This window comes from Tsukamurella ocularis (assembly GCF_024807615.1).
In the GTDB taxonomy this organism is placed as follows: domain Bacteria; phylum Actinomycetota; class Actinomycetes; order Mycobacteriales; family Mycobacteriaceae; genus Tsukamurella; species Tsukamurella ocularis.
Genome location: NZ_JANUCJ010000001.1, coordinates 659,504 through 680,784, shown reverse-complemented (window position 1 = coordinate 680,784; position 21,281 = coordinate 659,504). Strand labels below are relative to the sequence as shown.

Here is a 21,281-nt window from a genome sequence, read left to right as displayed (position 1 = left end):
GGGTCAGGCGGGGTCGCGCGGCGAGGGCTGCACCGCGGTGAGGTAGAGGTCGAGCATGCGTGCGGTGTACGGACCGAGGTCGAGACCGGGGTCGCGGGATGCGCGGTTGCCGGCCCCGTCGATGGAGTCGCGGATCTGCTGCGCCATGAACCGGACGTCGAACTCGCCGAGCTCCCCGGAGGCCTGGCCGTCCGCGAGCAGCTCGGCCAGCGGGCCGACGGACGGATCGTCCGCGTCGGTCACACCGAACACCGGGCGTCCGGCGGCGTCGCGGAGGCCGTAGACGACCTCGATCATCGCCGTGATGTGCACGCGGTGGGAGTCGAGGAACTCGAGGTTGGACGCGATGTAGGCGCGCACCCGGCCGAGCGCGGTCGGCTCCGCCTCGATCCGAGGGATCATCGCTGCGGCGCCGTCCTCGTACAGAGAGATCACGACCTGCCGGAGGAGCTCGTCCTTGCCGTCGAAGTGGTACGAGATGACGCCTTTCGAGATGCCGGCGCGCTCGGCGATCCGGGCGAGGGAGGCGCCGCCGAAGCCGGCCTCGGCCAGCACCTCGACCGCCGCATCGAGGATCTGTCGGCGGCGTGCCTCCTCGATGAACGACCGTTGGCCGGTCGACTCGTTTTCTGGCCGCATGGTCAAAAATTAGCACGGGCGGTCAAGTCCAACGCGCGAAAAACGGGGCCCTCCTGGCGGAGGACCCCGTTTCCCGGGCTGCAATAGGTGGCTTGATCAGGCCTCGGTGGTGCGCGTCGGACGTGAGCCCAGCTCCTCGTCGAGGCGCAGGAGGCCGGGGCCGTCACCGTCGATCAGCTTGAGGCGACCGACGATCTCACTGACCGTGGCCTCCTCCTCGACCTGCTCGTTGACGAACCACTGGATGAGGCTCTTGGAGTCGATGTCGTCGTTCGCGGCCCGGTACAGGTCGCGGATCGAGTCCGACACGCGACGCTCGTGCTCGAGCGCGACGTTGAAGACGTCGAGGACGGTCTGCACGTCCACCTTCGGGGCCGCCGAGGCGCCGATCTTCGGGTGGTTGTCGCGGTCCGAGAGGTGATCGATCCACTTGTTGGCGTGGACGATCTCCTCGTCGGCCTGATGGCGCAGCCAGGCGGCGATGCCCGGCAGATCCCGGATCTCCATCTCGATGGCCAGCTGGCGGTAGACCAGCGAGGCCTCGAACTCGAGCGTGATCTGATCGTTGAACTTCTCTTCGAGTGCATCCGTGAGCTTCATGGGCTCGACTCTAGAACCGTTCCAGCTGCCGCGCAACGCAGGCAAGGCGACCCTTTCCGCAGGTCAGGGGCTATTTCTTAGGTTAGCCCTACCCCTCTTAGCCACGCCTATCGCAAGATCGAGGACCACGAACGCCAGCAGCGAAACGCCGAACACCGGCAAGAACCAACCGAGGAACGCGATGCCCAGAATCGCCGGAATCGCGTGCGACGGTTCGACCTTCCGGATCGCGCCCCGCGCCGGCGGCTTCGGGAGCCCGCCGCGTTTCGGCCGCCGCTGCCACCACATGAGGTAGCCGCGCACGATCACCGTGGCGAGAAGTGCTGCGAACGCAACCAATACGATCTGGTTGAGCAGACCGAACTGCCAGCCCATGTGGGTGTTGATGAGCAGCTCCGTCGCCTTCGCCAGTAGCGGCCAGGACGCGAAGGCGAGCACCGTGATCACCTGCCCGGTGTTCGGGTCGACGGTGGCGGAGTCGATCCCCATCCGCCACGGCTGCCGGGTCTGGGCCACCGTGATCGCGACGTTCGGATCCTTCGGGATGGAGACCTGGACGGCACCGTCGACCCCGCGGGCGGCGGCCTCCGTGACGGCCCGGTCCAGGACCGCGATGTTGCGGGCCCTGGTCTGCTCCGCGACCTCCGGCGCCACCGCAGGGGCAGCGACGGGCATCTGGTGATCGGCGTGTTCACCGCCGCCGCCGTGCTCGCCGCCCGGCGTCAGTGACGTGGACAGTGCGGGCTTGGTCCACCCCAGCTCCGCGCGCAGTTGGCCGATGTTCTCGCCCGCGTACTTCGACCAGGTCAAACCGGTCGCGGAGAAGAACAGCAGTCCGAGGAGCAGCCAGGTGCCGACGGCGGCGTGCCGGCTCATCCGGCCGCCCCGGCCCTTGGCCTTGCGGTCGTAGGCCAGCATCCGCCGCAGGTTTCCCCGCCGGTGCCGCCACCACAGGTAGAAGCCGCCGAGCGCGACGACCCACAGCCACGACGCCGCGAGCTCGCTGTAGAAGCGCCCCACGTCGCCGAGGTGCAGGTCGACGTGCAGCCGGTCGATCCAGAACCGGATCGGCAACGCCTCGACGGAGCCGTAGACGGGCAGCGCGCCCTGGACCTGCGCCGACGCGGGGTCGACGTAGACGGCGAGCTGGCGGCCGTCGGCGGTGAGCGCCGGATCGTCGAACAGCACGCGGGTGGTGAGCCCGGGGCCGTCGCCGGTCCGTACCGCCGTCACCTGCAGGCCGGGGCGGGCGGCCTGCGCCGCGGCGACCTGCTCGGCCAGCGGCCGGGCGGGGCCGTCCGTCCGCGTCTTGAGCTGGTCGGCGTAGACGAACTTCTCGACGGTCGGTGCGGCGGCGTACAGGCCGCCGCTGATCGCCGCGATGAGCAGGAACGGGCCGACGAGCAGGCCCGCGTAGAAGTGGAGCCGCAGGATCGCGGCGCGCCACCCGGGCCGGGCCCGGGCGGGCGGGGCGGCGGGTGGAGTGGATTCGGTCGGCGGCGCGTTCTCGGCCGCCGAATCGGTCACTGACATGGGAACACCTCACGAGGTAGTGCGCGTACGCGCGGGAAGCCCGGGCGGCGCAGGGCCGATCCGGGTGGGTGATGCGGGGTGTGGGGTGTCAGGCGGGCGGCGCGCGCAGCGCCCCGTGCCGCGCGAGCACGGGGAGCGGGACGGCGCGGAATGTCCAGACCGGGGTGACGACGGTGCGCGACCGCTCCCGCCAGGTCGGGGTCAGGGGTGCGAGCGTCGCCAGCGCGACGCGCAGCGCGTGCTCGGCTCCGGCGATCGCGGCGCCCGCGGTGACCGCAGCCACCAGGTGCGCGGCGGCCATGGTCGGGCTCACAGCGAGATGGCCCATCGTCACACCGAGCGCGAGATGGCCCGCACCCTGGCCGAGCAGCAACAGTGCGGCGGCGGCCCGCGGCCCGGCCGTGCGTGGCCGCGCGGCGAGCACCCCGAGGAGCGCGCACACGACGGCGAGGAGCAGTACCGAGGTCGTGGGGATCGACGGTGTCGCAGCAACGGCGGGCGCGTCCATCGCCGGCATCGAGTGCATCGCGTGCCCGGCCATGGCGTGCCCGGTCATCGTCGACATGTCGTGTCCCGGCATGGCGCTCATGTCGTGGCCGGGCATCGAATGGCCCGACATCGCGGAACCTCCGCCGCGCATGGCGAACGCGTGCGCAGTCAGGCTCGCCGCGAAGGAGACCGTGCCCACCGCGGCGCCACGGAGCGCGGCTTCGGGGTGGGCGGGGCGGAACACAGGCGGAATACTACTCCCCGTAGGGGATGGCTTCGGACCGGGAACCGCAGGTCAGGACCGGGCGGCGGCGACGAACGCGCGGATCAGCGCAGGATCCTTCACCCCGGGTGCTGACTCGACGCCGCTGGAGACGTCCACGCCCGACGGCCCGAAGGCGGCGATCAGCGCGGCGACGTTGTCCGGGCGCAGGCCGCCGGCAAGCAGCCAGTCGACGGTCGGCGGCACGGGTAGGTCCGCGGGGGCGAAGGTCGCGCCGGAGCCCGGCACTGTCGCGTCGATGAGCAGGCGCCCGTCACCGGTGTGGCCCGAGGCGGTGAATCGGGAGGCGGAGATCGCGCGGATGGTGCGGAATCCCCCCTCGGCGGCGCGGGCGAAGTGCTCGGCGGGCTCGTCGCCGTGCAGCTGGATGGTGTCGACGCCGGAGTCCCGGGCGAGGCGCAGCACCTCGTCGATCGCCTGGCCGCGGAAGACGCCGACAGTCTCGATGCGGTCCGGAACCCGTGCGATCAGCTCCCTGGCCGAGACGGGGCCGATCAGCCGGACGCTGCCGGGCGCGAAGACGAAACCCATCGCGTCGGCGCCCGCCTCGACCGCGGCGTCGACGGTCTCGGGCGTCCGCAGCCCACACACCTTGACGAACACGGGCCGATACTAGGTCACGGCATGCCGGGGACGGCTCCGGGAGCCGCAGGAGCGGTCGGCACGGCCGTCGGCGCAGCGGTGGGCGGCGGCATCGTGCACGGCGGGAACGTCGGGTTGTAGGGCGGTGTGCACAGCTGCAGGACGCAGTTCTTGCCGTTCCAGAAGGGCGCCTGCCCCTGAGGGCACGGCTCGAGTGCGTTTGCCGCGCCGATGGCGATCGGGGACACGAAGGTCGCCGAGACCAGGCCGAACGCGGCGAGGCCGGTGGCCAGTGCTCGACTGCCGAGCGATCGTCGATGCGCCATGAGAATCCCTTCTTTGCGAATGCGGGTTTCAGGTTAGCAATGTTCACTGCGATCGCACAGCCGAATCAGGGAAGGTCGCCGCCCGCGCCGCGGAGGAAGGCGCCGCTCACGGCGACGGCAGGCCCGGAGCTTTCGCCGGAGACCACGAGTGTCGCGAAGGCGAGGTCGCCGACGATGCCGGCGAACCAGCCGTGCGCGTGGGTGTTGTCGCCGAACTCGGCGGTGCCGGTCTTGCCCCCGAGACCCTCGATGTCGCGCAGCGCCGTCGCGGTTCCCGAAGTCACCGTCTCGCGCATCGCGGTGCGCAGCGCGTCCGCGACGCCGGCGTCGATCGGCTGGGGCTGCGTGTTCGCCGGGGCGGGCTCACCCTCGAACAGCGCGGGCCGGACCATGGTGCTGCTCGCGAGCGAGGCCTCGACGACCGCCAGGCCGAAGGGTGACGCGGTGACCCGGCCCTGCCCGATCGACTCCTCGACGCGCTCGGCGGGGGTGCGGGCGGCGGGGACCGAGCCGGTCACCGTCGTGATCCCGGGGATGGTGAAGTCCACGCCCAGCCCGAACCGCTTCGCCGTGTCGGCGAGGGCGGTGTCGCCGAGCCGCGTGCCCAGGCCCGCCATCGTCGTGTTGCAGGACTTCGCGAAGGCGGTGTGCAACGGCACGGTGCCGAGCGCGAACTCGTTCTCGTTGGGGATCGTGCGGTCGCCGAAGGTGGCGCGGCCCGGGCAGGCGAGCTGCGCGTCGGGCGTGGTGATCTTCGCGTCCAGAGCGGCGGCGGTGGTGATGGTCTTGAACGTCGAGCCGGGCGCGTACAGGCCCGTCAGGGCGACGGGGCCCTGCTTGTCGGCGGCCGCGTTCTGCGCGACCGCGAGGATCCCGCCGGTCGACGGGCGGATCGCGACGAGCATCGTCGCGCGCTTCTCGCCGGCGACGGCGGCGTTGGCGGCGCGCTGCAGCCCTGCGTCCAGCGTGGTCCGGACGGGCTGCACCGGCGCGGCGGGGAAGGAGTCGACGAGCCGCAGTGGCTTGCCGTTGCCGTCGACGACAGTGACGGAGGACCCGGCCGCGGCGTCGACGGCGCTGCGCCACTTCTCCTCCAGGCCCGCGACGACGGGCGACCGCAGCACCGGCGCCGCGGTGAGCAGGCGTCCCTCCTCGCGCACGGTCACCCCGTCGATCCCGCTGAGCTTCCCGACCTTCTTCGCGTCGGCGGCACGTAGCGAGATGACGGCCGTGGGGGAGTCCTTGCCCTCCACCGTCTTCCGCAGGCCGGCGGCGGTCACCGTCGGGTCGGCGGCGGCGAGCCGGGTGGCGAGTGCGTCCGCGGAGGCGGCCTTCGCCGGGTCCAGGTTCACGACGGTCACCGTTTGCCAGGTCAAGAACGGCGCGTTCTTCCGGTCCACGACCGGTGTGCTGTACGGCTTCTCGTCCGCGTAGAGCAGCCGCGCGCCCTCGGATGTCGCGTCGGGATGCACGACGGAGGGCTTCCAGGTGACCTTGCCGCCCCCGGCCGCGACCTTGGTAGTGAAACGCACGCCGTGCTTGCGGGGCAGTGCCCACGACCACGTGAGTGTCCGGTCCTCCCCGTCCTTGCCGGCGGTGACGGTCGGCTTCGCATCGCCCATGCCGTCGAAGGTGGCCTGGAGCGCGGTCGTGGCGGACTCGGGATCGGAGGTGACGCCTGCGGCCTGCGAGGCGTCCCGCGCCGAGAGCGCGGTCGCGAACTTGGTCACCACGTCATCCTCGGAGCAGGCGACGAGGGAAGCCGCGAGGGCGGCAATCGCGAGGACCGCCGCGCCGCTGCGGGAGGGGTGGGCGGACGGGAGCAAGGTGGAACGCATGCGCCTCAGTCAACCGGCGCGCGGTGATACCCGCCAAACAGCGAAACCGGCGCAGACGATAGCGATTCGCTATCAGTGCAGGTCGATCGGTACGCGGAGCGCGTCGACGGCGATCGCCGCGACGGTCCCGATGGCCGCGTCGACGCGGGGCAGGCTCGGATCGTTGCGCGCCGCGTGCGTGAACACCGCCACCGCGACGGGATGCTCGCCGGGGTATTCGACCACGGCCACCTCGTTGCGGAGCGCGCCCAGGGTGCCCGTCTTGCCCGCGATCGACGGTGCAGAGCCGAAGCCCGAGGCGACGCGGTGCCGGAAGACCTGCCCCGCGAGCGCTGAGCGGGTGAACGCGCACTGGTCGGCGGACGCCGCGGTGTCCGACCAGATCGCGGCGAGCAGCGCGGTCATGTCCGCGGCCGTGGTCGCGCTGCCGAAGGTCGGATCGTAGGCGCGCGCGGGGCGCGCGAGGTCGTCGTCCGCCAGTGCCGCGAACGCCTCGGCGACGGTATGCGTGTCGGTCTCCGCCATCATCGCGGCCTGGATCTCGGCGTCGCCGCCCACGATCCGCGTGCCGCGCAGCCCCAGGTCGAGGGCGGTCGCCTGCACGGCGTCCAGGCCCACGAGCCGCATGAGCACGCCCGCCGCCGCGTTGTCGGAGACCGCGACCATCGAGCGCAGCAGGTCGCGCACGCTCATCTCGACCGGGTCCGACAGCGTCGCGATCCCCGTCGGCCCGGGCGTCGAGGAAGCAGGATCGACGAGGACCCGCGCACGGGGATCGAGCCGCCCGGCGTCGACGGCGCGCGCTGCCGCGACCAGGAGCACCACTTTGTAGACCGACGCGGGGACGACCGGCTGCTCGCCGCCGAGCGACAAAGCGGCCGCCGGGCCGGACGGGTGTCCCACGACGCGCGCGTGGAGCCATCCGTTGCACCCCGCGTCGGCGAAGACGGCGTCGATCCGCTCAGCCGCGGTCATCGCGCCAACCGCCACAGCACCGACTCCAGTCGTGCCGCGTCCGGGTGGTCGCGGCGGCCGAGGACCTTGACCCGCAACGGGAAGTCGGTCGCCGAGCGGCGCGCGGTCCCGGCGGGACTACCGTCCCCTGCGGCGACGAGCGTGAACGCCAGGCCCGCGGCGACGGCGGCGTGCGCTGCGGCCTCGTTCTCTGTGATGAGCACCGTCGACGTGATGCCCCGCGCCGTCAGCCGGTCCAGCAGGAGGTCCGCCGCGGGCGGATTGGCCGCGCGCGGCGGCAGCGCGACCGCGAGCGCCGACAGATCGCGCAGGCGCGGCGACCGGAAACCCTCGGGCACCAGGAAGTCCCGCGGCAGTGCGATCACTGGCCCCGACGGTGCGCCGTCCCCGAGTACGGGGTGCTCTACCACGGCGATGTCCAGCAGGTCCTCGGCGACGGCTCGCGCCAGCTGGGGAGAGGCTCCGGCCGAGAGGGTCAGCGGCGCACCGTCGACCCCGGGCGCCAACGCGGCGGCGCAGGCGGCGGCCACCGCTCCGCCGAGCGCATCGCAGAGGGCGACTCGGCGTTCCCCGGTCCCAGCGCCGAGGCGCGCAGCCTCGGCCACGAACCGGTCGGCGTCGCGGACCATGACCCGGGCACGGGGGAGCAGCTCGCGGCCCGCGGGGGTGAGGTCGGTGCCCCGTCGGCTCCGGTCGATGAGGGTGACCCCCAGGGCCTCCTCGAGCCGGCGCAGGCCCGCCGAGACCGGCGGCTGCGTGATCCCGAGCCGGTCGGCGGCGCGGCCGAAGTGCTGCTCCTCGGCGACCGCGACGAAGAAGCGCAGGTGCCGGATGAGGTCCATGCGCCGGAGTCTAGCCAGCCTCATCGCGCCGCAGCCGCGACGGGAAGCGGCACAATCGGCGGGCGTGAGTGGAAGCCGTCGCCGCCGAGCTCGCGCAGATCAGGGACGCCCCTGACCGCGTGGACGGGGGAGGTCACCATCTCCCCCGTGGCGTCGATCCGGCGTCAGATCCCCTTGCTGCTCACACCTGTCGATCGACCCTGGAATCATTCCAAAATCGGGCGTAGTCTAGTTCGCATGAGTGAGGTGGACACCGCCGAGGACCGGCTGCGGGCCGTGGGGCTGCGGATCACCGCGCCCCGCGTCGCCGCGCTCGGCTACCTCGACGGGCACCCGCATGCCACCGCCGACGATGTGGCCGAGTACCTGCGCGGCAGGCTCGGCACCGTCGCCACGCAGACCGTCTACGACGTCCTGCGGGTGTGTGCCGAGAAGGGGCTGCTCCGCCGCATCGAGCCCGCGGGCTCGGCCGTCCGGTACGAGGCCCGCGTCGCTGACAACCACCACCACCTGGTGTGCAGGTCGTGCGCCACGATCGTCGACATCGACTGTGCCGTCGGCGCCGCGCCCTGTCTCACCGCCGACGACGACCACGGCTTCGTCATCGACGAGGCCGAGGTCACCTTCTGGGGATACTGCCCTGACTGCGCGCCCTGAGCGACCGCCCGGCTGCGGATAAGGACATCGGCCGGAGACCGGCTGTGACTCGGACTACTGTCGAGAGGGAACCCCGCCCGACCGGGCGGGCACAACGCGAAGGAGCGCCGGATATGAGCTTGGACGTCGTCTACACCATCTCCTCGACCGCCACCGGTGGCGGTCGCGACGGGCACGTGAAGTCGGCCACCGGCCGCATCGACCTGGACACCCGGCCCCCGAAGGAGATGGGCGGCAACGGCGAGGGCACCAACCCGGAGGAGCTGTTCTCCGCCGGTTACGCAGCCTGCTTCCTGGGTGCGATCCGCGCCGTCGGCCGCAACGAGAAGGTGGCCGTCCCGGACGACACCACCGTCGACGTCACCGTCGGCTTCGGCAAGACCGAGTCCGGCTTCGGTATCAACGCCGCCATCAAGGCCACGCTGCCCGGCCTCGCCCAGGCCGACGCGGAGGCCCTCGTGGCCAAGGCGCACCAGCTGTGCCCGTACTCCAACGCCACGCGCGGCAACATCGACGTCGACCTGACCACCGCGGTCTGACCGACAGCTGAGCGCATTGCTGCGGCCCGCCGCCCTGGGACTGGTCTTCCTGGGCGGTGCGGCCGGCACCTTCGTCCGAGCCGAGGTGGGGCACTGGCTGCCGCACAGCCCCTTTGCGTGGTCCACGTTCACGGTGAACATGGTCGGCGCGTTCCTCCTCGGCGGCATCGTCGAGGCTCTGTCCCAGCGGCCTGACGACGAGCGGCACCGTCGCATCCGGCTGCTGTTCGGCACCGGCTTCTGTGGGGGCCTGACCACCTACAGCGCGTTCGCGCTGGACATCCACGACGCGGCCCCGGCCGTCGGTGCCCTGTACGCCGGTGCGTCGGTGCTCCTCGGCCTCGTCGCGGCCCTGGCCGGCGCAGCGGTGGTGCGCCGATGACCACCGTGCTGATCTGCCTCGGCGGTGGCCTCGGGGCCGTCGTGCGCTACCTCGTCGACGGTGCCTTCCGCGCCCGCCTGTCCTTCTGGGCCACGGCGGCGATCAACATCTCCGGCTCGTTCGTGCTGGGCCTCCTCGCCGGACTCGTCGCCGGGGGAGGGCTCGGTGGGACGGCGCTGGCCGTGCTCGGCACCGGAGTGTGCGGCGGCTACACGACCTTCAGCACGGCCACCGTCGAGACCCTGATCCTGCTGCGGGACAAGCAGTACCGCGACGGTGCGGTGTACGGGCTGATGACGCTCGGCGCGAGCGTCGTCGCGGTGTGGGGCGGCTACGCCCTCGGCGCGCTCTGAGTCACGCCCCGCCGCTGCGCTCCACCGCGTACCGGTACACCGGGCGGGTGAGTGCCAGCGAGAACAGCATCAGGAACATGACGATCAGGGCGCCCCACATGGGCAGGCCCGCCAGGGGTGCGCCGTTGTGGTCGACACCGAACCGGCTCACCGGATCGCTGTAGTCGCGTTCGTTGCCGAGCAGCACCGCCGCGGCGGCGCACAGGAAACCGACGAACACGGCGAGCCCGTAGAGCACCGTCGCCCAGCGCTGCCCGAACAGCGCGAACAGGCCCGTGAAGGCCATCGCCGCGACGATCACCAGCCCGGCGATCGCGATGACCAGGATCGTGATCGTGCGCATGCCCAGCGGCGACGCGGCGAAGTTACCCGGGTAGCCGGTGGTGCCCAGCAGAGCCGAGCACTGGATGATCGCCGTCACATACAGGGCGATGGCCCCCGCGCCCGCGGCGAGCGAGGCGAGGAACCACAGCCAGATTGCGCCGGGGCGGCGCACCTTTGCCACTACGCGAGCTTCGCCTTGACGGCGGAGGAGAGCCGCTTGCCGTCCGCGGCGCCCGCGGCCTTCGCGTTGGCGACCTTCATGACCTGGCCCATCTGGCGTACCGTCGGCGCCTCTCCGAGCTCCGCGGTCACCTCGGCGACCGCGGCGTCGACGAGGGACGCCAGCTCGTTGTCGCCGAGCTGCTTCGGCAGGTAGCGGGACATGACCTCGGCCTCGGCCCGCTCCTTGGCGGCGAGCTCGGCGCGGTCGTTGGCCTCGAATATCTCGGCGGCCTCGCCGCGCTTCTTCACCTCGCGCGCGACCACCTTGAGGAACTCCTCGTCGGTCAGCGCGTGCGCCGTGCCGGAGGTCTCCTCGTTCTGGATCGCCGACAGCAGCATACGCAGCGTGCCGGTGACCAGCACGTCCTTGGCCTTCATCGCGGTCTTGAGGTCGTCACGGATCGCGGCCTTCACTTCTGACATGAGGTCTACGTTACGCAGTGTGCGAGGGTGCGGCAGCTGAGTATCCTGGGGGAATGGCAGTTCATCCTCTTCTCAAGGCCGGCGCCGGGCTGGCGGGCGCGGGCGTCGCCTCTGTCGCCTACGCAGGAGTCTTCGAGCGCAACGCCTTCACGCTGCGTGAGCACACGCTGCCGATCCTGCCGCCCGGCACGCCCACGCTGCGGATCCTGCACATCTCGGACCTGCACATGACGCCAGGCCAGCGGCGCAAGCAGGCATGGGTGCAGGAGCTGGCCGCGCTCGGGCCGGACCTGGTGGTGAACACCGGCGACAACCTCTCGCACCCGCGTGCCGTTCCGTCGGTGGTGCAGACGCTGGGCCCGCTGCTGGGCCTTCCTGGTCTATTCGTGTTCGGCTCCAACGACTACTTCGGGCCGACGCCGAAGAACCCGGCGAAGTACTTCGACAAGAACCACGAGCGCAAGCACGGCGAGCCTCTGCCCTGGCAGGACCTGCGGGCCGCCTTCGCCGAGCGCGGTTGGCTGGACGCGACGCACCAGCGACGGCGGCTCGAGGCAGGCGGGGTCACGATCCAGGTGGCAGGCGTCGACGATCCGCACATCGAGCGGGACCGGTACGAGACCATCGCCGGCCGCGCCGACGAGTCCGTCGACTTGCGGCTCGCCCTGACCCACTCGCCGGAGCCGCGCGTGCTCGACCGGTTCGCCGACGACGGTTACGATCTCGCGCTCGCCGGCCACACCCACGGCGGGCAGCTGTGTCTGCCGGTGTACGGCGCCCTGATCACCAACTGCGGGCTGGACCGGTCGCGCGTGAAGGGCGCGTCCGCGTGGGGCGCGCACATGAAGCTGCACGTGAGCGCGGGGCTCGGCACGTCGCCGTGGGCGCCGTTCCGCACCTTCTGCCGCCCGGAGGCCTCGCTGCTCACCCTCGTCGGCGCGCCGGTGCGCGACCGGGAGGTGGAGCTGGGCCCCGTCATCGCCCCGGAGGCGGTGCAGGCCTGACCTGCGGATTTCCCGCCCGACGGTGGCTGTAGTAATCTATTGCAGGTTGTCACCACGGGGTGTGGCGCAGCTTGGTAGCGCGCTTCGTTCGGGACGAAGAGGTCGTGGGTTCGAATCCCGCCACCCCGACTCGTTGGTTGAGACGACAGCAGGGCCCCTGATCAGCAGAGATGCTGGCCAGGGGCCTTACTTGTCGGGCGGGGCTGGGATTGCTGGCAAGAGCGCGTCGGAGTGAGGCGAGTGCCCGCAGTGTTTAAGATCAAGCACTATGGATTCGCGAAATCGAAACAGGTGGGACGCGCCTGCCCTTGTTGCAGGCGCGCTGGCGGTGCTCACGCTGGCTCTCGGGCAACTTGTCATCGCGGGCCTGTCTGCGGCGGTGTGCGTAAGCCTGTGGGATCAGTCGGACCGCCCGAGGCGGACTCGGGCCTGGCAGGCGTTGTTCGTCGGTGCGCCGATTGTGCTTTTCGGGTTGGCGGCGTGGGAGCTGGCGCTCGGACACGTGGCCGCATCGATATTGCTCGCTGCTCTCTGCGTCGGCGCTGCCCTGCTGGCGATGTATGGACACTGGGGTTCGCGCACGCAAAATGCAGATCCGGACGGCGATGTTTGGCTGTCTGAGCTTGGCGCGAGCCTTGATGAGCCGCAGGAGATGGGTGGGTTCTCCGTGACGGGGACCGATCCGCGGCGGGGGTGATCGCGGCGGTCTCGCACGCGGCTAGTGGTAGAGGTGTGAGCGGAGGGCGGCCAAGACAGCTGCGGGTGCCTCGGACTGGGGGAAGTGACCGACACCCTCAAGGCGGGTGATCTTCGCCTGTGGCAGTTGTTCCTGCGCGGCTGCGAGCACATGGGCACCGGACACGGGATCCTCGAGGCCCCAGATCAGGTGAAGTGGGCCCTCCCAAGCTTTGAGGGCCGTCTCCCATCGTGTGTGGTGAACGGCTCGTTCGGCGTTGTAGCCGAGAAGCCGGTCTGTGATCCGGTGCCCTTGGAAGCGTGCGATCCCCACCCAGAGCTCGTCGAATTCAGCCTCCGATGTGGGATGCGCCCGGACACCGTCGACGGCGTGCTTGAGGGTTCGTCGGCTGACCAGCCTGGCCAGGAGAGCACCTACGATGGGGGCGCTCAGTGCGCGTTGTGTCTGTGTGGGCCGGTATGCGGCGTAAACGATTCCGGAGTTGAGCACATCGACACCGGTGATCGAGTAGGGCAGCACCGCGCGGCGGCGGCGGTCGAGAATCTCCTGCGCAACGATCGATCCGTAGTCATGGACTACCAACCACGCCGCCGTGATCTGCTCCGTAGCAAGGACCGCGGCGACGGCGTCCGCTGACGAAGCCACCGAATACTGGTGATTCCGGGGCTTGTCCGACGCGCCATAGCCCAAGAAGTCGAGCGTGATCACCGTATGGTCACGCGAGAGGTCGTCAGCGACGATCGCATAGTCGTACGACCATGTCGGGAATCCATGAAGCAGGACGATCGCCGGCCCCTCCCCGCGACGGCGGTAGGCGATCCGGAGGCCTTCCCCAACGTCCAGGTGGCTGGACGCGTCGATCCACTCGATCGCAGATTCGACCGCTCCGTCTTCGTCGTCTGGCTCGGGTGATCCCATCGGCATAGTTCAGCAGTGAACCTGTCGCCCTGCCAGGTTCTGACTTGGCCTGATCCAAAGTTCTGCGCGCGTCGTATCAGGCGACCCTGCTGCGATCTCGCATCGTGATCACCGAGCGCGGCCGGTCCCGCACTAGGGTTTGACCCCGGTCCGTGATGCCCGCTCGTCGGTTACATGCGGTTGAGCAACTGGCGATCGTCATGTGGCTGCACCGCCTGGACGAGGGTGGTTCGGCCGGTCCACCTCCGGGAACGCTCCGGTCGCCAGGAAGGCGATGCGCCTGCCGACCGCGACCGCATGGTCGCCGTAGCGCTCATAGAACCGGCACAACAGGATCGCATCGACCGCCTCGGGAACCGCGACCTCACTATCTGTCGTGAGGACGGTCGCCAACTCCGCCGCGAGTGAATCAATCAGCTCGTCGCCGATGTCGATCGCGGCTGCGGTCTCCGGATCCTGCGCGACGAGAGCGCGGCGGGCAGTCGTCGCGAGCTCGAGAGCCGCCTGCCCCATCCGCGTCAGTATTGGTCGCCCAGCGCCCGCAGACTCGACTGGGTGGTTCCGGTGCACTATCTCGGCAACATGTCTGGCCAGTTGCCCCATCCGAACCAGGTCGCCGATCAAGTGAATACTCACCACGACCTGGCGTAGGTCCCGCCCCACTGGCGCCTGGAGCGTCAACAACGACATTGCCTGGGACTCGGCCGGCTCGCGCATGTCGGTCAGCCGTTTGGATTGCGCGATCGCCCGGTCTGCTGCGATCGGATCAGTGTCATTGAATGCGGCGTTGGCCGCAGCAAGGATGTCGGCCGAAACACCGCACATCGCAACAAGAGTGGTACCCAGCTCGTTGAGGCGCTGATGGAAGTCGGCACGCATGCCGCCATCATCACCCACCCACCCGTTGTGCGAGAAATCAAAGCGTCGGTTTTGCCGTATTCATTTCCGGACAGAACGAGAACGCGTTCCGCCGTGCGGGTCGCATTGTCGGCTGGGGCGGTGCGCCGGGGACACTGGCGCGCGATTTGTTGTGGTTAAGTGTTACATTGCGGATGTGGCTTCACGGCGTGGTCATCCACCTCGGTCTCGCCGCAGCTTGCACGGAGGATTACGCACCTCAGGGGGGAATGCTAGTGACGTATGGACAACCGCCGTGCGGCGGCCAAGGTGAGCCCGGGCAGCAGTTCGGCGGCGGACAACCGCAGCAGGGGCAGTATCCATTCGCGGGTCAGCCCTACCCGCCCGCGTATCCCGCGGCGGGAGGCTACGGCGGGTTCCCCGGTCCGGGAGCGAACCCTGGTGCCCAGGACCCCGATGACCTAACGCTGCCGCTCTACGGTGCGACGTTCGGCCAGGGCGTGAGCCGGTTCTTCCGCAACTACACGAACTTCTCGGGGCGAGCGTCCAAGAGCGAGTACTGGTGGGCCGCCCTGGTCAACTTCCTGCTCGTCATCGTGGTCGCGCTCATTGCAGGCATCATTGCCACTGCGACCGGTGGTGACGGAGACGCCGCCGCAGGCGTCGTCGGTTTGATCATGGTTGTGGTCGGCCTGGCGCTGCTGGTGCCGTGGATCGCAGTGTCGGTGCGCCGCCTGCACGATGCGAACCTCTCCGGCTGGCTGTACCTACTCTCCTTCGTTCCGCTGGTTAACTACTTCACCTGGATCGTCTTCGGTGTGCTGAACACGAACCCGCTCGGCGCGCGATTCGATCGCCGTTCTTGACTCAACTGTCGATTCGATGACTGGAGAAAAACTGATGCGACACCTCTCTCGCTCCGCCGTGCTGGCGGTAGCAGTCCCTGCTGCACTTGTCGGCCTTACCGTTCCGGGTACGGCGTCTGCCGCTCCCGCGCCCTCTCCTGGTGGTGCACGCGTGGCGATGCCGGTGGTGGGGCCCGGTTCGGAGATTGGTGTGGTGCAGGAGCGACGTGCGGACGGGCGCGTTCGCACGCGCGAGTGCACGGTGGGCTTCGTGGCGGAGCGGCCTGATGGTCGTCGGGTTGCCGTGACGGCGGGGCATTGTGGTCGTCGGGGACAGCTGGTGGGCGCTCCGACGCCGGGACGCGCGGGTGCACTACGCCAGGTAGGAGTGGTGTCGCAGTCGTCGAACCCGGCGGAGGACGACTTCACCTCGCCGGACTGGGCGGTAGTGGACCTGCTGCCGTCGGTGCCGACAGTATCGACGCGCGGGCCTGTGCGGCAGAGCGTGGTTGGCGATGCCCGCGTGGGAGATCGGGTGTGCCAGCAGGGGATCAGCTCGGGGTGGCGTTGCGGCGTCGTGCGCGCTGTGACACCGAACCGGATTCTGACCGACATCAGGTCGCGCCCGGGTGACAGCGGCGGCCCGTTGGTGCGCCTGTCCGATGGCGCAGCAGTGGCGATCGCTACCGAGGCGACCGACGACCGTGTACCGGCCACCCGACAGGCGACCTTGTATGTGAGCTTGCGGGATGTACTGGCCCGCGCCGGCGGCGGACTGCGGCTGGCGACCACCAACAAGGGCGGAGGTCGCGTCGATCCGCGACGTGCGGTCGCAGCCGAGGAGATCGCAGTGTTCACGTCGGACCCCGCAGTGATGCCCACCGCGCCGACCACGGTCGTCAATTAACAAACAGTACCGACCGGCCTGGTCGCGCACGAAGCGTTGCTCCCGGGAAGCTGCAGGAAGTTCGATGGCCGCGCTCGAACAGAGGGCGGCCATCGGACGGTTGAGTCCGAGAACGCTCCGGCGGGAACGCCGAAGACGAGCACCTATTGGAGTGTGCGCGACGCCTTCGCGCGAGCCGGCGGCCTGCGCCTGGCGGTCGGCGGGCCCGTGCAGCAGCAGGCGTCGGATCCTGCTCAGGAGGATCAGGAACTGCTCACCGTGACGGAGACCGTCACGCTCGGGGAGTACTAGTCGGACACGCGCTCAGAGCAAGCAGCAGTTGTGATGTGGCCGTCCCGGAGCGATCCGGGGCGGCCACATCGCGTTCGTGCGGGCTTCGGCGAAGATACCTGGGTAGAAACAGGCTCGATCAGGCGCGATGACCGTGGCACCATCGCGGTATGGCTGATGACCGCACGCTGCTGAGATCCATCTCGCAGGGGAACCCGAGGGGCGCCGGCCAGGACGACCTGCCGGCGCTGCTGCGTCGGTTCGCTGAGACCGTCGAGGCGTTGGGCACCATCGAGGTGGAGGACCTCGTGATGCACGACGAGATCACCGAGGACGGAAGCTGGCTGAGCTTGACGCTGTACTACTCCAAGCCGCGCCTCGCGGCGGTGCCCAACGACTGACGCCGCGCGAATCCGCCGCAGGCGGACGAACCCATCGGTGTGTCCGTGTCGTGAAGACGGTTGACGTAGATACCCCCAGGGGGTATAAATCCAAGTACCCTCAGGGGGTACCCGCACGACGGTTGATCCGCCGCGCACGCACGCCGAAGGAGCACGTCATGGACCACAGCGCACACGCCACCGCACCGTTTCCGCAGGGGCTGCAGACCGCGGAGAGGGGCTACCGCATCACTCCGTCGCTGACGATCCACGATGCCGGCCGTATCCGTGTCGAGTTCGCGATCCTCGGACCCGACGATGCGCCGGTCACCGCGTTCGATGAGCAGCACGACAAGCGGCTGCACTTCATCGCCGTCCAGCGCGACACCAGCGGCTTTCAGCACGTGCACCCCGTCATGGACGCGGCCGGTACCTGGTCGGTCGAGCTGGACCTGACGCCGGGCGTGTGGCGCTTCTTCGCCGACATCGCCCCGACGGCCCTCGGCGTGGGCATCGTTCTTGGCGCCGACGTCACCGTTCCCGGCGACTACCGGCCCCGCGACCTGCTCGAGCGCCGCACGGTCTCGACGGTCGACGACTACGTCGTCACGCTCGACGGTGCGCTCCTGCCCGGCGAGGGCGCCGAGCTTCGCGCCCGGGTCGCCCGCGGCGGCATTCCCGTCACCGACCTCGAGCCCTACCTCGCCGCCTACGGCCACCTCGTCGCGCTGCGCGCCGGCGACCTCGCCTTCCTGCACGTCCACCCCGAGGGCGACCCCTCGGACCCCGCCACTCCGGCGGGCCCCGACATCCGGTTCCACGCCACGGCTCCGTCGGCGGGCACGTACCGGCTGTTCCTCGACTTCCAGCACGCCGGCACCGTCCGGACCGCGGACTTCACGCTCGTCGCGGGCGAGCCCGCCGCTACCGAGGCTCCGGAGGAGCCCGCGGACGGTGCGGAGCCCGTCACGCACGCCGGCCCGCACAGCAGTCATCACGCTGCGCACCACCACTGATCCGATTCCACTACGCCCGAATCGAACTCAGGAGATACCGTGGGTCCCTTCGCCAACCGCGACTTCCGGCTGCTGTTCAGCGCGCAGGTCGTTGCCCTGCTGGGCACCGGCTTGACCACCGTCGCGCTGGGCCTTCTCGCGTACGAGATCGCCGGGTCGTCGGCCGCCGTCGTGCTCGGCACCGCGCTCACCATCAAGATGGTGCTGTACGTGGTCATCGCTCCGATCGCCGCGGCCTACGTCGACCGGCTCCCGCGGCGGGCCTTCCTGGTGGCGCTCGACGTGGTGCGCGCGGGCATCGTCCTCGCGCTGCCCTTCGTCACCGAGGTCTGGCAGATCTACGTGCTCATCGGTACCCTGCAGGCGGCGTCGGCGGCGTTCACGCCGACCTTCCAGGCCGTAATTCCGGACATCATCACCGACGAGCGCGACTACACCACGGCGCTGTCCGCGTCGCAGGTCGCGTACACGATGGAGAGCCTGGTCAGCCCCGTCGTCGCCGCGCTCGCACTCCTGCTCATCGACTTCGACGTCCTGTTCCTCGGCACCGCAGTCGGATTCGTCGTCTCCGCCTTCCTGGTGCTCCGGGCGACGGTGCCCGACGCGCGCTCGGCGCCCGCGGGCGGCCCCGCTGAGCGGATCCTGTCCGGGGTACGGCTGTTCGCCGGCGCCCCGAGCCTGCGCGGCGTCTTCGCGGTGAACTTCGCGGTGGCTGCGGCCGGCTCGATCGTGGTGGTCAACACCGTCAACTACGTCCGCGACCGCCTCGGCGGCAGCGAATCCCAGGTCGCCTGGATGCTCGCCGCCTCCGGCGGCGGCACCCTGCTCGTGGCGCTGGCCGTCCCGCGCCTGTTGGACCGGTTCTCCGAGCGGTCCGTGATGCTCACGGGCGCAGCGCTGCTCACCACCTCGGCCGCCGGTGCCGTCGCGATGGCGGTCGCCGACACCCCGTCGTGGGCACTGACCGCAATGGTGTGGTTCGCCAGCGGCTCCGGCTCCGCCATGGCGATCACGCCCACCGGAAAGGCCCTGCGTGCCGCCGCGGCACCCCGCGACGTGGCCGCCGTCTTCGCCGCGCAGTTCTCCCTCTCACACCTCGCCTGGCTCATCGCCTACCCGATCTCGGGCTGGGGCGCGAACCGCTTCGGGCTGGTCCCGGCCTGGGCTCTTCTCGCCGGAATCGCCGCTGCCGGAGCGGTCCTCGCGCCCGCACTGTGGCGCCGCACGCCGTCGACACTCGCCGTGCCGGTGGGCGCGGACGGGGACGCGGCCGGCGCGGCACCGTCGGCCGCGGAGGACCGTACTCCGGAGCGCGAGCCCGCCCTGGTGGCCGGCAGCTCGGCGTGGCGGCACGCAGCTGCGGCGGGCGGCACGCTCACCGAATGCCAGTGCACGTGCGGGCAGGCCGCCTGACCGCCGCTGCACCGGCGGCGGTCACCAGGCCGCGACGAATCCAGTGAGCAGGACCGTGAAGGCTCCGATCTCGGCGACGATGAGCGCCACCATGAAGCCTCGCACTCCGGGGCCGGGCGGGGCGAGTTGGTTCTCGGTGTCGCGGCGCGCACCGTGCCAGCAGTAGCTGGCGATCGCCGCGACGAAGAAGAACACCAGGATCGCGGCAGCCGTCAAGTCCACCCACTGCGGCCACGCGCTGAGCTCCACGAAGACCGCAGCCAGCGCGATCGCGAAGGAGTAGAGCAGCGCGGCGCGATGCGCGATGTCCACGTAGATGTGCGCGTGGTGCCCCGGGGAAGTCATGATCCCGTGGTACTTCCACACTCCGAGCGCCAGCGCCCACAGGAAGACCAGGCCGGAGGCGAGCAGCGTCAGCCGGGTGTCGAGGCCCAGCGCGGCGGCGTCGATCGTCATGCGTCCTCGGTTCCGTCGTGCGAGTGCGGGTGGTGGTGGCCGATCGTCGTGACGACCAAGGCCGTAGCGGGGGTGCCGGGCTCGGCCGTGAGGCGGTGCGGGCGCCGGGCGTCGAAGTAGGCCGAATCGCCTACGTGCAGAACCGTGGTCTCGTCGTCGACGATGAGTCTGATGGAGCCCGCGGTGACGTACACCAGCTCGTCCCCCTCGTGGTGCACCGGACTGCCGCCGATCTGAGTCGGGTAAACGACGAACGGGTGCATCTGCTTGCCCGGGACGACGGCCGCGATGGGGTCGTGGATCGGCAGTGGGGCGGACGCCGGGTCGATCCGCTGCGCAGCGCGTTCGACGGTGACGGTGCCCGGCTGTTCCGCGTCCGGGGTGCCGAAGATATCGGCGGCGTCCACGCCGAGCGTCTCGGCGATCCGCAGAGCGATCGCGATCGACGGCGAGCTCTTTCCCCGCTCGACCTTCGACAGATAGCTCTTCGTGACGCCGACCCGGTCGGCGAGGGCTTCCAGTGTCATTCCGGCGCTCAGGCGGTGCGCGCGGAGCATCGCAGACATGGGTGTACCTCTCGGTCGACGGCCCCTTGGAGGGTACACGCCGCGGCAACACGTGCTGCATAAGACTCAAGTTGACGATAGGACACAAGTGTCCTATCGTGGGTTTCGTCGAACGATGCACCACCGGAGAGGCGGAATAGACCATGGCGTCAACGATGAAGCTCGGCAAGCAGGAACTGATGGACACCGCGCACGCAGCGATGCGATCCGAGATCGCCGTTCGCGAGTGGAATGACCGAGAGAAGCTCGCGCTCACCTGTCGGGCGCTCTTCGACGACGGTCACAACGCCGGCCTGGCGGGCCAGATCTCGGCGCGGGGCGAGGCGGCAGCGACGTTCTGGACCCAGCGTCTGGGACTCGGCTTCGACGAGATCACCAGCGGCAATCTCCTGCTGGTGGACGAGGACCTCACCGTCCTACAGGGAGAGGGGATGGCGAATCCCGCCAACCGTTTCCACAGTTGGATCTACCGCGCCCGGCCGGACGTCAACTGCATCATCCACACCCATCCGCTGCACGTCGCCGCGCTGTCGATGCTGGAGGTGCCCCTCCAGATCTCGCAAATGGACATCGCGCCGCTGTACGACGACTGCGCATTCCTTCCCGATTGGCCGGGCGTTCCGGTGGGCAACGAGGAGGGGGAGATCATCTCGGCCGCGCTCGGTGACAAGCGGGCGATCCTGCTGGCGCACCACGGACAGCTCGTGGTCGGCGCGACCATCGAGGAGGCCTGCTCCCTCGCGCACTTGATCGAACGTGCCGCCCGGCTCCAGCTACTCGCGATGAGCGCGGGCGAGATCAAGGCTCTGCCACCGCGACTCGCGCAGGAGGCCCACGACTGGACGCTCAGCCCGCGCCGCAGTGAGGCCAACTTCCAGTACTACGCCCGGCGCGCCCTGCGCAATCACCCCGACACCGTCTGACCGACCTACCAGAGGAGAGAT

Annotated in this window: 28 protein-coding genes and 1 tRNA gene; 14 read left to right on the top strand and 15 right to left on the bottom strand. The window is 70.1% G+C overall.

Annotated elements, in window-relative coordinates:
* Positions 1-3: 3 nt before the first annotated feature.
* The 9 genes from HNP44_RS03440 to HNP44_RS03400 all read right to left on the bottom strand — a co-directional run bounded on the left by HNP44_RS03440 (position 4) and on the right by HNP44_RS03400 (position 8,107).
* Positions 4-639: a TetR/AcrR family transcriptional regulator gene (locus HNP44_RS03440; RefSeq protein ID WP_259141447.1), complete on the bottom strand. Its 636-nt coding sequence runs from the start codon at positions 637-639 to the stop codon at positions 4-6.
* Between the two features lie 96 nt (positions 640-735).
* The gene (locus HNP44_RS03435) at positions 736-1,239 is read right to left on the bottom strand and encodes a ferritin (protein WP_259141448.1); all 504 of its coding nucleotides are present in this window, start codon (positions 1,237-1,239) and stop codon (positions 736-738) included.
* A 63-nt stretch (positions 1,240-1,302) separates the two neighbouring features.
* Positions 1,303-2,772 carry a PepSY-associated TM helix domain-containing protein gene (locus tag HNP44_RS03430; RefSeq protein WP_259141449.1) on the bottom strand — a complete coding sequence of 490 codons (1,470 nt, stop codon included), beginning with the start codon at positions 2,770-2,772 and terminating at the stop codon, positions 1,303-1,305.
* 88 nt (positions 2,773-2,860) lie between these two features.
* A complete protein-coding gene (locus HNP44_RS03425) occupies positions 2,861-3,505 on the bottom strand; it encodes a hypothetical protein (RefSeq protein WP_259141450.1) in 645 nt (214 codons plus the stop codon).
* Positions 3,506-3,556: 51 nt separating this feature from the next.
* Entirely contained in the window at positions 3,557-4,147 is a 591-nt protein-coding gene (locus tag HNP44_RS03420) for a phosphoribosylanthranilate isomerase (protein WP_259141451.1), read from the bottom strand.
* 14 nt (positions 4,148-4,161) lie between these two features.
* Entirely contained in the window at positions 4,162-4,452 is a 291-nt protein-coding gene (locus HNP44_RS03415) for a hypothetical protein (RefSeq protein ID WP_259141452.1), read from the bottom strand.
* A 65-nt stretch (positions 4,453-4,517) separates the two neighbouring features.
* Positions 4,518-6,290: a penicillin-binding transpeptidase domain-containing protein gene (locus HNP44_RS03410; protein WP_259141453.1), complete on the bottom strand. Its 1,773-nt coding sequence runs from the start codon at positions 6,288-6,290 to the stop codon at positions 4,518-4,520.
* A 72-nt stretch (positions 6,291-6,362) separates the two neighbouring features.
* Positions 6,363-7,265, bottom strand: coding sequence for a serine hydrolase (locus HNP44_RS03405; RefSeq protein WP_259141454.1), 903 nt, complete (start codon positions 7,263-7,265; stop codon positions 6,363-6,365).
* Complete coding sequence (locus HNP44_RS03400) at positions 7,262-8,107, bottom strand: LysR family transcriptional regulator (protein WP_259141455.1); 846 nt, start codon at positions 8,105-8,107, stop codon at positions 7,262-7,264. Before HNP44_RS03400 ends, HNP44_RS03405 begins: the two co-directional genes overlap by 4 nt.
* Before the next feature lie 237 nt (positions 8,108-8,344).
* On the opposite strand from HNP44_RS03400, the gene HNP44_RS03395 reads away from it, so the two are divergent.
* From HNP44_RS03395 to HNP44_RS03380, 4 genes are all read left to right on the top strand, one after another.
* The gene (locus HNP44_RS03395; protein ID WP_259141456.1) at positions 8,345-8,764 is read left to right on the top strand and encodes a Fur family transcriptional regulator; all 420 of its coding nucleotides are present in this window, start codon (positions 8,345-8,347) and stop codon (positions 8,762-8,764) included.
* Positions 8,765-8,877: 113 nt separating this feature from the next.
* On the top strand, positions 8,878-9,303 hold the full coding sequence (locus HNP44_RS03390; RefSeq protein ID WP_068525953.1) for an organic hydroperoxide resistance protein: 426 nt from the start codon (positions 8,878-8,880) through the stop codon (positions 9,301-9,303).
* 16 nt (positions 9,304-9,319) lie between these two features.
* Complete coding sequence (locus HNP44_RS03385; RefSeq protein WP_259141457.1) at positions 9,320-9,685, top strand: fluoride efflux transporter FluC; 366 nt, start codon at positions 9,320-9,322, stop codon at positions 9,683-9,685.
* Positions 9,682-10,038 carry a fluoride efflux transporter FluC gene (locus HNP44_RS03380; RefSeq protein WP_259141458.1) on the top strand — a complete coding sequence of 119 codons (357 nt, stop codon included), beginning with the start codon at positions 9,682-9,684 and terminating at the stop codon, positions 10,036-10,038. Before HNP44_RS03385 ends, HNP44_RS03380 begins: the two co-directional genes overlap by 4 nt.
* Before the next feature lies 1 nt (position 10,039).
* Here HNP44_RS03380 and HNP44_RS03375 read toward each other — a convergent pair whose 3' ends face one another.
* Positions 10,040-10,543, bottom strand: coding sequence for a hypothetical protein (locus tag HNP44_RS03375; protein ID WP_259141459.1), 504 nt, complete (start codon positions 10,541-10,543; stop codon positions 10,040-10,042).
* The gene (locus tag HNP44_RS03370) at positions 10,543-11,007 is read right to left on the bottom strand and encodes a GatB/YqeY domain-containing protein (protein ID WP_259141460.1); all 465 of its coding nucleotides are present in this window, start codon (positions 11,005-11,007) and stop codon (positions 10,543-10,545) included. The genes HNP44_RS03375 and HNP44_RS03370 overlap by 1 nt, the downstream gene beginning before the upstream one ends.
* Before the next feature lie 53 nt (positions 11,008-11,060).
* Here HNP44_RS03370 and HNP44_RS03365 point away from each other — a divergent pair, with 53 nt between their 5' ends.
* The 3 genes from HNP44_RS03365 to HNP44_RS03355 all read left to right on the top strand — a co-directional run bounded on the left by HNP44_RS03365 (position 11,061) and on the right by HNP44_RS03355 (position 12,708).
* Positions 11,061-12,011: a metallophosphoesterase gene (locus HNP44_RS03365; RefSeq protein WP_259141461.1), complete on the top strand. Its 951-nt coding sequence runs from the start codon at positions 11,061-11,063 to the stop codon at positions 12,009-12,011.
* A gap of 55 nt (positions 12,012-12,066) precedes the next feature.
* Positions 12,067-12,140, top strand: a tRNA-Pro gene (locus tag HNP44_RS03360).
* 139 nt (positions 12,141-12,279) lie between these two features.
* A complete protein-coding gene (locus tag HNP44_RS03355; RefSeq protein ID WP_259141462.1) occupies positions 12,280-12,708 on the top strand; it encodes a hypothetical protein in 429 nt (142 codons plus the stop codon).
* A 21-nt stretch (positions 12,709-12,729) separates the two neighbouring features.
* Here HNP44_RS03355 and HNP44_RS03350 read toward each other — a convergent pair whose 3' ends face one another.
* Together HNP44_RS03350 and HNP44_RS03345 are read right to left on the bottom strand one after the other, a co-directional pair.
* Positions 12,730-13,626, bottom strand: coding sequence for an alpha/beta fold hydrolase (locus tag HNP44_RS03350; protein ID WP_259141463.1), 897 nt, complete (start codon positions 13,624-13,626; stop codon positions 12,730-12,732).
* A 198-nt stretch (positions 13,627-13,824) separates the two neighbouring features.
* Positions 13,825-14,505, bottom strand: coding sequence for a phosphate signaling complex PhoU family protein (locus HNP44_RS03345; protein WP_259141464.1), 681 nt, complete (start codon positions 14,503-14,505; stop codon positions 13,825-13,827).
* 188 nt (positions 14,506-14,693) lie between these two features.
* Between HNP44_RS03345 and HNP44_RS03340 the strand changes: the two genes are divergently transcribed.
* The 6 genes from HNP44_RS03340 to HNP44_RS03315 all read left to right on the top strand — a co-directional run bounded on the left by HNP44_RS03340 (position 14,694) and on the right by HNP44_RS03315 (position 19,315).
* On the top strand, positions 14,694-15,350 hold the full coding sequence (locus HNP44_RS03340; protein WP_259141465.1) for a DUF805 domain-containing protein: 657 nt from the start codon (positions 14,694-14,696) through the stop codon (positions 15,348-15,350).
* Positions 15,351-15,720: 370 nt separating this feature from the next.
* On the top strand, positions 15,721-16,236 hold the full coding sequence (locus HNP44_RS03335) for a S1 family peptidase (protein ID WP_259141466.1): 516 nt from the start codon (positions 15,721-15,723) through the stop codon (positions 16,234-16,236).
* 153 nt (positions 16,237-16,389) lie between these two features.
* Positions 16,390-16,527: a hypothetical protein gene (locus HNP44_RS03330; RefSeq protein ID WP_259141467.1), complete on the top strand. Its 138-nt coding sequence runs from the start codon at positions 16,390-16,392 to the stop codon at positions 16,525-16,527.
* A 149-nt stretch (positions 16,528-16,676) separates the two neighbouring features.
* On the top strand, positions 16,677-16,907 hold the full coding sequence (locus HNP44_RS03325) for a hypothetical protein (RefSeq protein WP_259141468.1): 231 nt from the start codon (positions 16,677-16,679) through the stop codon (positions 16,905-16,907).
* Positions 16,908-17,065: 158 nt separating this feature from the next.
* Positions 17,066-17,902, top strand: coding sequence for a hypothetical protein (locus HNP44_RS03320; protein WP_259141469.1), 837 nt, complete (start codon positions 17,066-17,068; stop codon positions 17,900-17,902).
* A 39-nt stretch (positions 17,903-17,941) separates the two neighbouring features.
* A complete protein-coding gene (locus HNP44_RS03315; protein WP_259141470.1) occupies positions 17,942-19,315 on the top strand; it encodes an MFS transporter in 1,374 nt (457 codons plus the stop codon).
* A 21-nt stretch (positions 19,316-19,336) separates the two neighbouring features.
* On the opposite strand, the gene HNP44_RS03310 is transcribed toward HNP44_RS03315, so the two are convergent.
* Positions 19,337-19,771 (bottom strand): hypothetical protein, encoded by a 435-nt coding sequence (locus HNP44_RS03310; RefSeq protein WP_259141471.1) that lies wholly within the window; start codon positions 19,769-19,771, stop codon positions 19,337-19,339.
* A complete protein-coding gene (locus tag HNP44_RS03305) occupies positions 19,768-20,337 on the bottom strand; it encodes a helix-turn-helix domain-containing protein (protein ID WP_259141472.1) in 570 nt (189 codons plus the stop codon). Before HNP44_RS03305 ends, HNP44_RS03310 begins: the two co-directional genes overlap by 4 nt.
* A 143-nt stretch (positions 20,338-20,480) precedes the next feature.
* Here HNP44_RS03305 and HNP44_RS03300 point away from each other — a divergent pair, with 143 nt between their 5' ends.
* Positions 20,481-21,260, top strand: a complete 780-nt coding sequence (locus HNP44_RS03300; RefSeq protein ID WP_259141473.1) for an aldolase — start codon at positions 20,481-20,483, stop codon at positions 21,258-21,260.
* The last annotated feature ends 21 nt before the right edge of the window (positions 21,261-21,281 follow it).

Excerpts from the sequence above, each read along its gene's own strand:
- HNP44_RS03440 (WP_259141447.1), bottom strand. The coding sequence starts at position 639 with ATGCGGCCAGAAAACGAGTCGACCGGCCAACGGTCGTTCATCGAGGAG.
- HNP44_RS03435 (WP_259141448.1), bottom strand. The coding sequence starts at position 1,239 with ATGAAGCTCACGGATGCACTCGAAGAGAAGTTCAACGATCAGATCACG.
- HNP44_RS03430 (WP_259141449.1), bottom strand. The coding sequence starts at position 2,772 with ATGTCAGTGACCGATTCGGCGGCCGAGAACGCGCCGCCGACCGAATCC.
- HNP44_RS03415 (WP_259141452.1), bottom strand. The coding sequence starts at position 4,452 with ATGGCGCATCGACGATCGCTCGGCAGTCGAGCACTGGCCACCGGCCTC.
- HNP44_RS03410 (WP_259141453.1), bottom strand. The coding sequence starts at position 6,290 with ATGCGTTCCACCTTGCTCCCGTCCGCCCACCCCTCCCGCAGCGGCGCG.
- HNP44_RS03405 (WP_259141454.1), bottom strand. The coding sequence starts at position 7,265 with ATGACCGCGGCTGAGCGGATCGACGCCGTCTTCGCCGACGCGGGGTGC.
- HNP44_RS03400 (WP_259141455.1), bottom strand. The coding sequence starts at position 8,107 with ATGGACCTCATCCGGCACCTGCGCTTCTTCGTCGCGGTCGCCGAGGAG.
- HNP44_RS03395 (WP_259141456.1), top strand. The coding sequence starts at position 8,345 with ATGAGTGAGGTGGACACCGCCGAGGACCGGCTGCGGGCCGTGGGGCTG.
- HNP44_RS03390 (WP_068525953.1), top strand. The coding sequence starts at position 8,878 with ATGAGCTTGGACGTCGTCTACACCATCTCCTCGACCGCCACCGGTGGC.
- HNP44_RS03380 (WP_259141458.1), top strand. The coding sequence starts at position 9,682 with ATGACCACCGTGCTGATCTGCCTCGGCGGTGGCCTCGGGGCCGTCGTG.
- HNP44_RS03370 (WP_259141460.1), bottom strand. The coding sequence starts at position 11,007 with ATGTCAGAAGTGAAGGCCGCGATCCGTGACGACCTCAAGACCGCGATG.
- HNP44_RS03365 (WP_259141461.1), top strand. The coding sequence starts at position 11,061 with ATGGCAGTTCATCCTCTTCTCAAGGCCGGCGCCGGGCTGGCGGGCGCG.
- HNP44_RS03355 (WP_259141462.1), top strand. The coding sequence starts at position 12,280 with ATGGATTCGCGAAATCGAAACAGGTGGGACGCGCCTGCCCTTGTTGCA.
- HNP44_RS03350 (WP_259141463.1), bottom strand. The coding sequence starts at position 13,626 with ATGGGATCACCCGAGCCAGACGACGAAGACGGAGCGGTCGAATCTGCG.
- HNP44_RS03345 (WP_259141464.1), bottom strand. The coding sequence starts at position 14,505 with ATGCGTGCCGACTTCCATCAGCGCCTCAACGAGCTGGGTACCACTCTT.
- HNP44_RS03325 (WP_259141468.1), top strand. The coding sequence starts at position 16,677 with ATGGCTGATGACCGCACGCTGCTGAGATCCATCTCGCAGGGGAACCCG.
- HNP44_RS03320 (WP_259141469.1), top strand. The coding sequence starts at position 17,066 with ATGGACCACAGCGCACACGCCACCGCACCGTTTCCGCAGGGGCTGCAG.
- HNP44_RS03310 (WP_259141471.1), bottom strand. The coding sequence starts at position 19,771 with ATGACGATCGACGCCGCCGCGCTGGGCCTCGACACCCGGCTGACGCTG.
- HNP44_RS03305 (WP_259141472.1), bottom strand. The coding sequence starts at position 20,337 with ATGTCTGCGATGCTCCGCGCGCACCGCCTGAGCGCCGGAATGACACTG.
- HNP44_RS03300 (WP_259141473.1), top strand. The coding sequence starts at position 20,481 with ATGGCGTCAACGATGAAGCTCGGCAAGCAGGAACTGATGGACACCGCG.